Genomic DNA, 13,899 nt, shown 5'->3' on the forward strand with positions numbered 1-13,899 from the left:
GGTTCAGCCGTCCAGGGGCAGCGTGTCCTGCTCGGCGGAAGCTGGTTCAGCCGCGGAGGAGGAATCCTCGGCCGCTTCCAACCCCGGCACAGGCAGCCCGCCGAGAGCCGGGCCCACGGCATGCACTGCGCGGTCCACGCTCACACCGGAACCATCCCGGCGGCCGTACTCGTTGGGTAGGTTGCGGGCCACACCGGCAGCCGAGACGGCCTTGCCCGGTCCGTGGCCCACCCACGCCAGGTTCAGTTCGGTTTCGCCCGTGAGCAACCGTTGGGCTCGCACGCCGGCGGTGGCGCGGCCCTTCGCGGGGTACTCGGACAGCGGTGTTACCTTGATTGATGCTTCGCCCATGTCCGGCAGTTGATCCTGGGACTTGGCCTGGGTGACCACCACCGTGGCGTCGGCCTCCTTGACCGCGCCGAAGAAGATCGCCCGCTCGCCGGCGGCCAGTTTCATACCGGCAACACCGCCCGCATTGCGTCCCTGCGGTCGCACGAGGTCCGCACCGAAATGCAGCAGTTTGGCGTCTGAGGATACAAACACCAGTTCCGCGGTGTCCGGGCACGCGGCCACCCCGATCACGCGGTCACCGTCCTTGAGCTTGATGGCCGGCCACTGGTCCAGGTTGAGCGGGTAGTCCGGATTCACGCGTTTGACGATGCCCTGCTCGGTGCCGACAGCGAAGACCTGGTTGAGGGGCACCAGTCCCACCAGGTGCTCGTTCTTGTCCAGGCCCAGGAAATCCGAGGCGGGCACGCCGTCTGCGAGGCGGGGAACGCCGTCGAAATCCTGGAGGACGGGAATGTCGATGCACGACACGCGCAGCATGCGGCCCGTGGAGGTGACAGCGCCGATCTCGCCACGCGCGGTGGTCGGCAGCACGCTGGAGAGCGCATCGTGTTTGAAACGCCGTGACGCGTCGGCCAGCGGGGTGCGTGCGTTGGTGCGCGCCATGCGGCCGGTCGTGGAGACGAACGCCCAGCACGGATCGTCGCTGATTTCCAGGGTCACCGACGACGCCGCTTGCTTGCGTTTGCCGCTCGCATTCGCCGCCGATGTCACGGCCGGCAGATCTTCGGCTTCGAGCAGCACGGTGCGGCGATCGTCGCCGTGCTTTTCCGCGACCTCCTCGAGCTCATCGGCCACGACCTGGCGCAGCTTCTGATCCGAACCGAGGATTGCTTCGAGTTCCGCGATTTCCTTGAGCAGCTGATCTCGCTCGGCCTCGAGCTCGATGCGCGAGAACTTGGTGAGTTGGCGCAGCCGCAGTTCCAGGATGTGTTCGGCCTGGGCGCGGGAGAGGTCGAAGACCTTCATCAACCTGTCGCGGGCCTCCGCGGTCTGCTCGGAGGAACGAATGATCTGAATGACCTCGTCGATATCGACGATTGCGATCAGCAGACCCTCGACCAGGTGCAGGCGGTTCTGTCGCTTGGCCAACCGGAACGCCGTGCGGCGGCGCACCACGGACAGGCGGTGATCGGTGTAGACCCGCAGCATCTCGAGCAGGCCCAGGGTACGGGGCTGCCCGTCCACGAGCGCCACATTGTTGATGCCGAACGAATCTTCCATGGGCGTGTGCTTGTACAGCTGAGCCAACACGGCCTGGGGGTTGAACCCGTTCTTCAGCTCGATGACCAGGTGCAATCCCTTGGTGCGGTCGGTCAGATCCACCACGTCCGAGATGCCGGCCAGCTTCTTCGACTGGACCGCGTCCTTGATCTTCTCGGTAACCTTCTCCGGGCCCACCATGTAGGGCAGCTCGGTCACCACGATGCCCTGTTTACGGGGCGAGACCTGTTCGATGGACACCTTGGCCCGAGTCTTGAACGAGCCACGGCCCGTGCGGTAGGCGTCCCTGATGCCCTCCAGACCGACGATGCGACCGCCCGAGGGCAGGTCCGGGCCGGGCACGAACTTCATGAGGTCCTCGAGCGTGGCCTCTGGGTTCAGGATCAGGTGCCGTGCTCCGGCAACCACCTCGCGCAGGTTGTGCGGGGCCATATTGGTGGCCATACCCACAGCGATGCCCGTAGCGCCGTTGACGAGCAGAGCCGGGTAGGCCGCGGGCAACACACCGGGCTGCTGGAACTGGTTGTCGTAGTTGGGCACGAAGTCCACGACGTCCTCGTCGAGGTCACCCGTGAGCGCCTGGGCAGCCGGGGCCATTCTGGCTTCGGTATAGCGCGGTGCCGCGGGGCCGTCGTCGAGAGAACCGAAGTTGCCGTGGCCGTCCACCAAGGGCAGGCGCATGGCGAAGGACTGTGCCATGCGCACCATGGCGTCATAAATGGCCGAGTCACCGTGGGGGTGGAGCTTACCCATGACCTCGCCCACCACGCGCGCACTCTTGACGTGGCCGCGGTCCGGGCGCAGGCCCATCTGGTCCATCATGAACAAGATGCGTCGCTGCACCGGTTTCAGGCCGTCCCGCGCGTCGGGCAGGGCGCGGGAGTAGATCACCGAGTAGGAGTACTCGAGGAAACTGGTTTCCATTTCCTGCGTGACATCAATGTCAACAATGTGCTCGGTGAAATCCTCGGGCAGCTCGTCCTGCTCGGAGCGGGTGGTTGAACGACGTCGGGCCATCTAGCGGCAACTCCTCGAATAATCGGCGTGTACCTGTCGGGAGGTCACGCGGTTGGCTACCCTGAAGTCTATGGGTTCTCACGATGAAGGTACGCAGTCACCGTCCTACCCCGAATACTGGGAAGCAGACGTCATCATGCGGGATGGTGCGACCGCGCATTTGCGCCCCATTAGCCCGGACGACCGGCAGTTGCTCACGGACTTCCACGAAAAACAGTCCGAAGACAGCATCTACCTCCGGTTCTTCTCGTACAAACCGTCGCTGTCCGAGAAGGAACTGGTGCGGTTCACCACCGTGGACCACGTGGACCGTGTCTGCTTCATCTTGTTGCTGGACGGCAAAATGATCGGTGTGGGCCGCTATGACCGCACCTCGGATCGCGTGGCGGAAGTCGCGTTCATGATTTCCGATCACCACCAGGGCCGCGGTATCGGTTCCATCCTGTTGGAACATCTGGCCGCGGCGGCACGAGAGAACGGCATTGACCGTTTCACCGCCGAAGTGCTGCCCGAGAACCGCAAGATGCTCCATGTGTTCGTCGAAGCCGGTTATGACGTGTCCCGCCAGTTCGAGGACGGCGTGGTGGTGGTGGACTTCGACATCGACCCCACCGAGAAATCCCTGGCCGTCATGGAATCCCGCGAGCACCGCGCAGAGGCCCGTTCGATCCAGGACCTCTTGTCTCCGGAGGTGGTCGCGGTGATCGGCGCATCGTCGGACCCCGATCATGCAGGGTTTCACGCGGTGGAGGGCGTCCTGAACGGTGGTTATTCCGGAACTCTCTACGGAGTGGGTAACACCCCGTATGAAAGGGACGGTCTCACGTTCGTCACGAGCGTCCAGGAAATCTCCGAAAAAATTGATTTGGCAATCATCGCTGTTCCGCGTGATGCCGTAGAGACAGCGATCGCGGACTCCGGGCGAGCGGGCGCCAAGGCCGTGATCATCATGACCGGCGGCTACGCCGAGGCCGGTGCAGAAGGTGCAGCTCATCAGCGCCGACTGGTGCGCATCGCCCGTGCCTCCGGCATGCGCGTGGTGGGACCGGCAAGTCTCGGATTCATCAATACGTCGGAAGAAGTCAGTCTCAACGCATCGGTGCTGCCGCGCATGCCCCAGCCCGGGGGACTGGGGCTGTTCTCCCAGTCCGGAGCCATCGGCACCATGGTTTACGGTGCCGCGCGCCGCCATCACGTGGGGCTGTCCAGCTACCTGTCCGCCGGTAACCGGGCGGACGTCTCCGGCAACGACATGATGCAGTACTGGGAGGACGACCCGTCCACCACCGTGTGCGGCCTGTACCTGCAGTCGGTGGGTAATCCGCGTAAGTTCTCCCGCATTGCGCGCCGCCTGTCGCGTTCCAAACCGGTCATCGTGGCCAAGTCCGAGGTCACCGGTTTGCGGCTGCCCCCGGGGCACACGGGACGCACCACCCAGGCTCCCGCCGGCGCACTCGACGCCATGTTCAAGCAGGCCGGGGTCATTCGTGCCGCCACGGCCGAACAGCTGCTCGACATCGCGGCGATAGCGGAGAGCCAATCCGTTCCCGCCAACAACCGGGTCGCGGTGGTGTCGAATGCGCTGGCGTTGTCCCAGTTGGCGGAAGATTCCGGGATCCGCCTGGGTCTGGAGCCGGTCGTGTCGGACGGCAACGTGGACACGAGCCAGGGCCCGCAGCACGCACACCAGGCCATTGTGGATGCGGTGCGCAGTAATGCCTCCCGCGAGGATGTTTCCAGTCTGGTGGTTGTCCTCATGCCCGTGCCGGGTCTCGATCACCAGGCTTTGGTGGACCAGATTGCCCGCGAAGCCCGCAACGCAGAATGCACGGCGATCGGCGTGTTCACCGGTCAATTCGGCAGTGAGGCCAAGACGGCCACGGTGCACACCACCGACGACGGCGCTTCCCTCCCGTGCTTTGATTCCCCCGGTGCCGCATTGGTCGCCCTGTCCAGTGTGGTCACGTACTCTCACTGGCGCGACCAGGACCACGGCCATGTCGAGATCCCCGAAGATTTCAACCACGATGCCATCGAGAAGTTCCTCGAGAAGCTCAGGCCTCAGATCCCCGGGGACCGGCTTTACGAACTGACTCCGGAAGAGACCACCGACCTCCTGGGGCACGCCGGTATCGGTGTCTTGGAGTCCGTACGCTTCGCTGATCCGGATGAGGGGGTACAGGCGGCAGCGCGGCTTGGGTATCCGGTCGCCCTGAAAACCACCGACCCGCACCTGCGCCACCGCCTGGACCTGGGCGGAGTCGCCCTGAACATCGAGGACGAAGGTCAGCTTCGAGCCGCAATCACCACCATGAAGCGGGCGCTTGCGAGCTTCGGAACGTCTGACTTCGAAGTTCAGTCCATGGCCGCGACCGGCCAGACCGTGATTGTGCGAGCCATTGAAGATCCGTTGATCGGACCCGTTCTGTCGTTCGGTATGGCCGGGGACGCGGTCAACCTGCTCGACGATTGGGCTCATCGGGTTCCGCCGCTGACCGATCAGGACATATCCCGGATGGTCCGGGCTCCCAAGGCGTCCAAGAAACTGTTCGGTCATCAGGGTGTTCCCGCAGTGGACACGACCGGTGTGGAGGACCTCATCAACAGGGTGGCTCTGCTCAAGGACCAATTCCCGGAAACGGCCTCCATTGATCTCAACCCGGTTCTGCTGTCCGGCTCCGTGGTCACGGTGCTGTCCGCAACCATCACTCTGGGTGACCCGGGGCAGCGCACTGACAGCGCCCGCCGGGCCATGCGGAGCTAGGTCACTTATCGCGTGTCGGACACGATAGCTGGGCGTTTCGAACTGTTGGAACCCATTGCCAAGGGTGGCAGCGGGGCGGTGTGGCGCGCCATGGACCACAAACTACATCAGGAATGTGCCGCCAAGGTACTGCGTCAGCGGGATTCGGCAGACCTCTTGCGCTTTGTGCGGGAACAGTCCGTGAAGCTTGACCACCCGCACGTGGTTGCCCCGTACGGCTGGGCCGCCGAGGACGAATACGTGGCCATCGCCATGCCCCTGGTCAGTGGCGGAACTCTGGAAGCTGCGCTGGGGGACAACGGCGCCGTGTCCGATGTTGTGGCGGAGGAGATCCTCTACCAACTCCTCCAGGCACTACAGTTCGTACACGCTCGCGGTTGGATCCATCGGGACGTGAAACCGGGCAACGTGCTGATGGAACCTACCGGATCGGGTAGGCCGTGGGCACGGCTTGCGGACTTCGGCATTGCTGTTCGAGCGGAGGACGCCCGCCTGACCCACACGGGAACGGTGGTGGGAACTCCGGGTTATCTTCCGCACGAGGCATACGGCCCCATGGAACCGGCCATCTCCACAGATCTGTATGCCGCCGGTGTCACGGCGGTGCGACTCGTGGATCCTCACGTGGACCTCAGTAATCCCTTGGAACCCGCTGCCGTGGAGGGCCTGTTCCCGGATTCACCGCAGCTGCGGGGGCACGTGGCAGGCCTGCTCAGCAACGAGCCGAAACAACGCATTGCGGCTGCGAAGATTGCCATCCGGGATCTCGGGGAGGGATCCGCCAACCGGGCGAGTCAGGAGTCGCTGACGGCGGAGGGGGAGCCGTTCGAAATCTTCGATGTGCTCTCACCCACGACCGAGCGAGAGCTGTCCGTGGTTCCCGATGCGGCGGTGTTGCCGCTTTCGGAGGAAGCTCCTACGGCGCGCATCGAATGGCATGCCGTGCGAGGCAAGGGAGACGAAGCGAGGCAAGCGGCGGAACTACCGAGGATCTCGGATGACCCGTTGAACCCTTTCGGCAACTTAACGAGCACCGGAGAAGCCACCGAGGCCCTCCCGGTACAGGAAGTTCCGGCCACGGAAGCTGTTCCGCACGTGCCGAGCGAGGAACCCTCGCCCACACCGCGACCGACACCTGCCGCAACGGCGAAACGCACCAGACGTTCACGGATGCCCTGGGTCATTTTGGCCCTGCTGCTGGCCGGGATCGCTTTGACCGCGGGTTACGTTCTCGCCGGACCGGCGCTGAGCTCTTGGCTCGATGAGGTGACCGGCTCGGAACCCGAGGTGACCCAAACGCCGGACGCGCCCCCAACGCCGTCGGCCCCGCAAGAACCGAGCATGGATGTGACACCCGTGTGCACGGAACAAGAAGACGGTTCGCTGTCGTGCGTGGTCACACCATGACCACGACAATTGCGCAGAGTAGGGGAAAGTGAAGGACAATGAACCCATGACGTATTCAGCTCCCGATGGCTCGCGCTTGATCCAGGACATCAGCACAGCCGGGTTCTATCCGCAGCTCGTCGAGGACGTGGTGCGCGATTCCCTGGACGGCAGGCAGCCCGTCTCGCACCTGGTGCAGTTGGAAACCCATTTCAACAACACCGAACTCCACCGGCACATCACCGTTCTGGTGCTCGCGGAGGATGTTCTGCACATCACCCACGTGGACGATCAGCAGTTCGACGACACCGGCCGTGATGTAGTGGCACGCGTGTCCACCGAGACGGTGGGGATCTCGCAGATCCGCTCCGTGACGCTGAGCTACGCGTACCACCAACCGCAGAACTACCGTCCGGACACCCCCATCATGGAGCTGACCCTGGCCGTGAGCTGGACCGGCACGCAGCAGCTCGAGCTGTACCCGGCCATGTGCGAAGACCCCGAATGCCAGGCCGATCACGGTTACACCGGAACCGCGGCCAGCGAGGACGTGGTGATGCGCATCAGCTCGGAAGCGGACGGCAAGGACGCGGTGGAAGGTGCGCGTGAGTTCGCTCGCACACTGCGCCGTGCAAACCTGGCGCCCGTGACGGATTCGGGCGCGCAAATTGCTCAGTCGCCGCATCAGCGTTCTCTGACTGATCGACGACCATCGGAGGCACCCGTGCAGCGGCCGCGTTTCGGTCACCGTTTCACGGGACGGGATTCCGGACGCAAATCCCAATGACGCTACCCTCCGATTTTCCCGCGGCCCCGCGGTACGGCAGCCGCAGCGTGGCGGACGTGATGTCCTCAGCGGCGGCGGCGATAGGCGTTCCGGATGTTTCCAATACGTTGGGACTGCCTAAAGCGCAGCGTTACGTGGTGGTGCTCGTGGACGGCTTGGGTTCTCAGTTACTCAGCGAGTACTCCGGGTACGCTCCGACGCTCCGGAAGGCCCAGTCACTGGGCGATCTGGACGCAGCCTTCCCCACGACCACGTCTGTGTCCCTGTCGAGCCTGGGAACCGGGCTGCCCCCGGGCCAACACGGCATGCTCGGTTACGACGTGGTGGATCCTGCTCAGGACCGCGTGGTCAACATGCTGGGCCAGTGGAACCCGCAGATCGACCCGGAGGTCTGGCAACCCCACCGCACGGTGTTCAACCGAGCGGAGGACACGGTGGATGCGGTCACCGTCAGCAAGCCTCGCTTCGAGAACTCGGAGTTGACGCGTGCGTCCCTGAGGGGTGGCCGTTTCAAGGGTGCCGAGGGCGTATTCGCTCGCACCGCTTCCGCTCTCGAAGAATTGCGCGAGGGCAAGCGGGCGCTGGTCTACTTCTACTGGGACGAACTCGACAAGATCGGCCATTCCAAGGGCTGGCGATCCGAGTATTGGCTCGAGGCACTCGAGGAACTGGATTCCGCCGTCAAGCGACTGGTCCAGAAGCTCCCCGCCAATACGCGCGTGATTCTCACGGCGGATCACGGAATGGTGGACGTGGCCCCCGAGCACCGCTTCGACGCGAGCTCCGTACCCGGTCTGCTGGACGGGGTGAGGCACACCGCCGGTGAGCCGCGCGCTGTGCAATTGCATGTCGAACCGGGGGCTGATCCTGCGGAGATCGCTACCCGATGGCAGGAACACTTCGGCGACGCCGTGTGGGTCGCCACTCGGAAGGACCTCGCCTCGGGCGGTTATTTCGGCGGCGATCCGAATCCCGCTGTCCTGGAGAGAGCGGGCCACGTGTGGGTGCTCGGCAGAGAACCAATCGCTATTTACGACGTGTCACGGCAGGGCAGCAAGCCCCTGAACATGGTGGGCCAGCACGGTTCCCTCACTGACGCCGAACGCCTGATCCCGGCGCTGCTGTGGTGACCTCTCGGTTCCCTGACCACCGCAGCTGTGGCTGCATCATTGCGGTGACCGCGCAAGGTCTCGCGGCGGCGTCGTCGCCTCGCCACTGACGCTCGAACTCGAAGAGGCCCGATTCGCTGGAGTGCGAATCGGGCCTTTGAGCATTAGTTGCTGGACTTGGGAGTCGGCTTGGGCGGAGCAGGTGCCTTGGGCGTCGTCGGCGGCTTGGGCGGCGGCGGTTGAGTTGCCGGTGCCTTGGTGGTCGGCGGCTTGGGAGCCTGCGTCGGTGCCTTGGTGGGTTTCGGAGCCGTGGTCGGTTCCTTCGTGGGAGCCGATGTCGGTTTCTTGGTCGGCTCGGGTTTCTTGGTGGGCTCGGGCGCCTTGGCGGTCGGCTGCGCTGGTGGTGCCGGGGGTGCCGGGGGCACCGGTGCGGGCGGCGGCGGCGGAGCAACCGGGGGAGCCACGGGCGGTGGAGCAGGAGGCACGTACTCCGGGGCCGGCGTGGTTTCCACCGGTGTGGGGGAGGGTGTGCGGCTCGGAGTTGCACTGGGCGTGGGAGACGGCGTTGCGGATTCCGTCGCGAAATCGGCCGGTTCCTGGTCATCCTGGGAGTTGGACAGGCCGGTGAAAGCGAGCGCGCCGACACCTACGAGCACGAGGAGTGCTGCCAACCCGAGCACGAGGGGTGCCATGAAACGACGGATTCCCCCGCCTTCGGGATCGTTGGAACCACCGGTTGCTTCCGCATCCGGTTCGTCGGCACCAAACAAATCGTCCTGGATGGAATTACCCATGCAATGCGTCCCTCGAATCCATGAATTGCCAGAGCAAAGCTGGACCGCTTTCTCCCCTGAGCCCAATCTGCCTTGATGACTCTAGCGTGTCCGCGAGCAAATCTGCAGTCCTCGCGGAGTGCTCCCCAACACTAGTTCGAGTTGGAACCGAACACGATCTCGTCCCAGCTGGGCACCGAAGAGCGTTTGGCCTTGCCGGTGCGGCCACGCGGACCCGGGGCCCGTTTCGGCTGCTCTTGCGGTTGTTCCTGGGGCGGCGTTGGCTCGGATTCGGTCTCTTCGACAGACGATTCCTGGTTCGAGTCGGATTCCGCCTCCGGAGACCCGGACTGTGCGGCCTGTTCGCCCTGATCGCCCTGATCCTGTGGTTTCAGGACGGCCACAGAATCCTCCGGGTCCGCGGCTACGGTGAGCTGCGGTCCGTCTCCCGCGGTGACAGCCTCGGGCAACGACGGCGACGCCGTTTGGTCCGGTTCCTCGGACGAAACCTCAGGGGATTCTGTTGCGGTCGTGGAGTCATCGACGATCTCGATGCCGGCGTCCTCCTGCAGAGCACGGTCCTCTGCGACGCGCGCTGCGGCGGGCTGGATGGGCTGATCGAACAGCGGGGAATCTTCCGGGGCACCAATGGGCCGGGGGCGGCTGTCCACGTGGCCCATACCTCGGCCAAGGATCTCGGCCAGGCGCTCGTCCTCTTCGGAGTCCGAACCCAGACGGCGGCCACGGCGGGACTGCAACACGTCCAGCAGTTCGTCCGCCTGGCTGGCCTCACGCTGAAGTTGTTCCACCTGGGCGTTGGGCGCGGGCGCGTGGCTCACGGCCGGTGCAGGCACACCCAGCGGTCCGGACTCGTGCGGCTCCTGGCCCAGTGCGCTCGCCCAGTCATTGACGGGCCGCACGGTTTGATTGGCGGGATTGTAGGTCCACTCCGCAGGCCCGTTGGTGTCGTTGGGTGCCTGATCCCGGTCAGATACGGAGAAGGACAACTGCAGGGTCCAGAGCTGATCCTCGCGTTGCCAAGCATCCCAATCCAGGGAATCCACGGCCACGCCGGTGTTCTGCGCGCGATGACGCACGGTTTGCTCAAGGGTTCGAGGCTCGCCTTCGAACACGGAACGGTATCCATCATGGGAAGGACTCGTGCCGGCGATCTTGACTTTGAGAGCCTCCCGCACCATGTGGCCGCGCTCCGCCAGGATCGGCCATTCATAGCGTTTGACACGCTCCGGTTCCCATCCGGACTCGGCCACGATGTCTTCCACACTGGCACCTGCGCGGAACCGAGCCTGGATGTCACGGGGGCCGAACTGGCCCGTTACACGGCCACGCGCGGGGGTTTTCTTCCGCGCGTGCTGCACCGCCTGTCGTAACTGCTGATCAATTTTCAGCGAGTAACGCTGTGAATCGGTGGTTTCCACGATGAGGTGTTCGCCGTCATCGTGCACACCCACCAGGTGCAACTGGTCCATGCTGTCCTTCCTTTACCGGCAGAAAGTAATGCTGTCAGAGAAATTCCTGCCGCTCATGTCGTGCCAGTCTAGTGGTTCGATCGGGGCCCCGGACCGTTTTCCCCCGGCAGTTCCGCAAGTTTGGAGCGCCTGGACCGTGGAAGCGAAGACCTGTGGACGCCCGGCCGGAGGGATGGAATGCGACTCACATTTCAGATCGAGAGTTTCGGGCTGGATTTTTCCCGGTCGATGGTGAACAATCTACGCGACACGGACCCGGCATTTTTCCCAGAACGTCAGGGTCTCGACACCCACAGCGATCTCGCGAAGACCGGTTGGAGCGGATTCACACATGGCCACAGATTACGACGCGCCGCGTAAGCAGGACGAAGACCTCAAGGAAGACTCGATCGAGGAGCTGCAGTCTCGTCGTTCGGATCAGCAGTCCGGTAGCGTCGACGAAGATGAAGCTGCAGCCGCCGAAAGCTTCGAGCTCCCCGGCGCAGACCTTTCCAACGAAGAACTCTCCGTGGTGGTTCTGCCTGCTCAGGAAGACGAGTTCACGTGCGGTTCGTGCTTCTTGGTGCGTCACCGTTCGCAGCTCGCCGAAGAGCGCGACGGCGTGAAGTTCTGCTTCGAATGCATGGGCTGACCCACAGCCTGTGACGTGAAAAGACCGGGCGGTCACCAGATGGTGACCGCCCGGTCTTTTCTCAGTACGTCACTTCAAGCAGTTTTACGCAGGATCCGAGGCGCGGCCGGCATTGATGGCTTCCGCGAGTTCCTCCGGATGACGGGTGGCCGTGAGCCAATACGGAGTGGGATCCACAGGGTCCACGATCTCGATCCGGCACATGTCCGGTACCGACACGCGGAAGTTCATGAAAGCCCGCCCATCCAGATCGGGGCCGCGCGCCACCCGAACGGCATCGCCGCGCAATGGCTCGGCTTCTCCGACGAAACGGCGTTCGATGTACGCGCGGCCCACTCGAACATCCTGATCCGTGACCGTGATCCGTGGTGAGCCGAGATAGAGGATCAACGCAATGATCACCATGATCACGATGGCCGCAATGATGCCCACCGCCATGTTGATGGGTGCCAAGGCGATGAAGGATGCTGCTCCCACGAAGAGAACCACGAGCCACATCCACCACGCGACGGTGAGCCGCTCCTGGTACTGAACCACGGGTTCGGACGTCGGGTGCTCGGGGGTGGCCGGTTCGGAAGCCGTGGTGGCGTGCGGATCGTGAGAGGTCATGGCTCCACTTTCCCACAGCTTGCTAGGAGTCTTCCACGTGCATTCAGCGGCCCATGGTGCACCGCGTTAGAGTGGTGGATTGTGACTGATGTAGCCGGTAACCACACCGTGACCGTGGCCCTCGAGATGCTGGATCCCGAGTTGGCCCCTCCCGCCTACGCGACCTTCGGGGACGCCGGAGCCGATTTGCGGGCTCGCCACGAAACTGTTCTGGAACCAGGTCAGAGGGCACTGATCGACACCGGGGTGGCCCTAGCGATTCCGCACGGGTACGTGGGGCTGGTGCACCCCAGATCGGGGTTGGCCGCCAAGCACGGATTAACCGTGGTCAATGCCCCCGGCACCGTGGACAGCGGGTATCGCGGTGAAATCAAAGTGTGTCTGCTCAACACCGACCGCTCTGAAACCTACACGGTGAGCCGAGGCGAGCGGATCGCTCAGCTCGTCATTCAGAGGGTGGAAACGGCACGCTTCGAGGCAGTGGACGAGCTGCCCCAGAGCGAACGCGGCGCGGGCGGCTTCGGTTCTTCCGGAACCCACTGAACCACGCCACCGAGACACAGACTCGCAGACAGTAAACGGAGCTCACATGTTTGGACGTAAGAAGCGTGGCAAGGACGCTCAGGTGGACGGTAACGCCGTCGCCGAGGCCGAGCCGCAGGTCAAAGACCAGGACCAGGAAACTCCCACGGAGGACGCCGCGTCGGCATCGGATCCCCGCGCCCTGGGGCCGTGGGACGAGTCCGAGATGAAGGGCGAGCGTAAAGAATACGTAGACCTCGGATGCATCCTGCTCAAGCCCGTGGCCGGGGTGGCCGTGCGCATGGACCTGGATGAAAAAACCCAACGCCCGCGCGCGCTGAACGTCGACTACAAGGACGGGTCGATTCAGTTGCAAGCCTTCTCGGCTCCCAAGAGCAGTGGCTTGTGGGACGATGTCCGCCGGGAATTGGCGGAAGGTCTGCGTCGCGACGGAGGCCAAGCGACCGTGGCAGAGGGCCCCCTCGGGCTTCAGGTGAATGCGAAATTCACAGCAACGACCGCGTCCGGCGGACCCGGTTACCGCTTGGCCCGTTTCGTCGGTATCGACGGACCCCGGTGGTTCCTGCGAGCCGTGTACACCGGGGGCGGTGCCATGCCCTCGACCACCGCTGAAGTACTCGACGACGTCGTGCGGTCGTTGGTGATCGTGCGCGGCCAGGATCCCATGCCCCCGCGCGAACTGTTGCAGTTCAAGGTTCCCGAGAACGCCACGCCACAGGCACCCGAGGGCCAAGCACCCAAGGCGCAGACTCCGGATCAGCCCGCGACGGATCCGCAGCCGCCGGTGAGCGCACCGCGCCGCGGCCCCGAGATCACTGAAATCGGCTGAGCCGGTGGCCACGTCCCCGATCACCGGTGCCATCGACGTTGTGGGTGAGCGCGATGCGGGTGCGCAGGATCTCGATCCGGCGACGTCGTCGTCCCAGCGGCGTCGCGTCATGGTGGTGGGCGAGGTCACGGAAGTCACCTTTGCGCCCGCGACCGAGGCGCCCGTGTATCAGGCCGTGCTGCACGTCCAGAACCGGTCCGATCGGCAACTCGGGGGTGGGGATTCCTACGTCAAGTTGCTGTGGCAGGGTCAGCGCAGCGTCCCCGGCGTGATGGCCGGAACCAAACTGCGGTGCGTAGCGGTGGTGTCGTTCAACGATTCCGTGCCGACCATGTACAACCCGCGTTACGAGATCGTCACTCCCAGGAGGATCAGCCGGTGAGCCACGG

General features: G+C 64.3%; 12 protein-coding genes. 8 read left to right on the forward strand and 4 right to left on the reverse strand.

Going from position 1 to position 13,899, the window contains the following annotated elements; all coding sequences use genetic code 11:
- Nucleotides 1-3: 3 nt before the first annotated feature.
- Complete coding sequence (locus tag ABD283_RS06715; RefSeq protein WP_344224210.1) at nt 4-2,589, reverse strand: DNA gyrase/topoisomerase IV subunit A; 2,586 nt, start codon at nt 2,587-2,589, stop codon at nt 4-6.
- A 70-nt stretch (nt 2,590-2,659) separates the two neighbouring features.
- On the opposite strand from ABD283_RS06715, the gene ABD283_RS06720 reads away from it, so the two are divergent.
- The 4 genes from ABD283_RS06720 to ABD283_RS06735 are packed head-to-tail and all read left to right on the forward strand — an operon-like array spanning nt 2,660 to nt 8,656.
- A complete protein-coding gene (locus ABD283_RS06720) occupies nt 2,660-5,353 on the forward strand; it encodes a bifunctional acetate--CoA ligase family protein/GNAT family N-acetyltransferase (RefSeq protein WP_344224211.1) in 2,694 nt (897 codons plus the stop codon).
- Between the two features lie 12 nt (nt 5,354-5,365).
- The gene (locus tag ABD283_RS06725; protein ID WP_344224212.1) at nt 5,366-6,760 is read left to right on the forward strand and encodes a serine/threonine protein kinase; all 1,395 of its coding nucleotides are present in this window, start codon (nt 5,366-5,368) and stop codon (nt 6,758-6,760) included.
- Nucleotides 6,761-6,806: 46 nt separating this feature from the next.
- Nucleotides 6,807-7,526 carry a DUF5998 family protein gene (locus tag ABD283_RS06730; protein ID WP_344224213.1) on the forward strand — a complete coding sequence of 240 codons (720 nt, stop codon included), beginning with the start codon at nt 6,807-6,809 and terminating at the stop codon, nt 7,524-7,526.
- Nucleotides 7,523-8,656 carry an alkaline phosphatase family protein gene (locus ABD283_RS06735; protein WP_344224214.1) on the forward strand — a complete coding sequence of 378 codons (1,134 nt, stop codon included), beginning with the start codon at nt 7,523-7,525 and terminating at the stop codon, nt 8,654-8,656. Before ABD283_RS06730 ends, ABD283_RS06735 begins: the two co-directional genes overlap by 4 nt.
- Before the next feature lie 143 nt (nt 8,657-8,799).
- Here ABD283_RS06735 and ABD283_RS06740 read toward each other — a convergent pair whose 3' ends face one another.
- Both ABD283_RS06740 and sepH read right to left on the reverse strand, forming a co-directional pair.
- Nucleotides 8,800-9,429, reverse strand: coding sequence for a hypothetical protein (locus ABD283_RS06740; RefSeq protein ID WP_344224215.1), 630 nt, complete (start codon nt 9,427-9,429; stop codon nt 8,800-8,802).
- Between the two features lie 131 nt (nt 9,430-9,560).
- Nucleotides 9,561-10,898, reverse strand: a complete 1,338-nt coding sequence (sepH, locus tag ABD283_RS06745) for a septation protein SepH (protein WP_344224216.1) — start codon at nt 10,896-10,898, stop codon at nt 9,561-9,563.
- A gap of 331 nt (nt 10,899-11,229) precedes the next feature.
- On the opposite strand from sepH, the gene ABD283_RS06750 reads away from it, so the two are divergent.
- On the forward strand, nt 11,230-11,529 hold the full coding sequence (locus ABD283_RS06750; protein WP_095798898.1) for a DUF4193 domain-containing protein: 300 nt from the start codon (nt 11,230-11,232) through the stop codon (nt 11,527-11,529).
- Nucleotides 11,530-11,613: 84 nt separating this feature from the next.
- Here the strand turns inward: ABD283_RS06750 and ABD283_RS06755 are convergent, their stop codons facing one another.
- On the reverse strand, nt 11,614-12,138 hold the full coding sequence (locus ABD283_RS06755) for a DUF3093 domain-containing protein (protein WP_344224217.1): 525 nt from the start codon (nt 12,136-12,138) through the stop codon (nt 11,614-11,616).
- A gap of 81 nt (nt 12,139-12,219) precedes the next feature.
- Between ABD283_RS06755 and dut the strand changes: the two genes are divergently transcribed.
- The 3 genes from dut to ABD283_RS06770 are packed head-to-tail and all read left to right on the forward strand — an operon-like array spanning nt 12,220 to nt 13,892.
- A complete protein-coding gene (gene dut / locus ABD283_RS06760; protein WP_344224218.1) occupies nt 12,220-12,681 on the forward strand; it encodes a dUTP diphosphatase in 462 nt (153 codons plus the stop codon).
- Between the two features lie 46 nt (nt 12,682-12,727).
- Nucleotides 12,728-13,510: a DUF3710 domain-containing protein gene (locus ABD283_RS06765; RefSeq protein WP_344224219.1), complete on the forward strand. Its 783-nt coding sequence runs from the start codon at nt 12,728-12,730 to the stop codon at nt 13,508-13,510.
- A gap of 4 nt (nt 13,511-13,514) precedes the next feature.
- Entirely contained in the window at nt 13,515-13,892 is a 378-nt protein-coding gene (locus ABD283_RS06770; protein WP_344224220.1) for a hypothetical protein, read from the forward strand.
- Nucleotides 13,893-13,899: the final 7 nt, after the last annotated feature.

The sequence above is a fragment of the Kocuria atrinae genome (assembly GCF_039531425.1).
GTDB lineage: Bacteria > Actinomycetota > Actinomycetes > Actinomycetales > Micrococcaceae > Kocuria > Kocuria atrinae.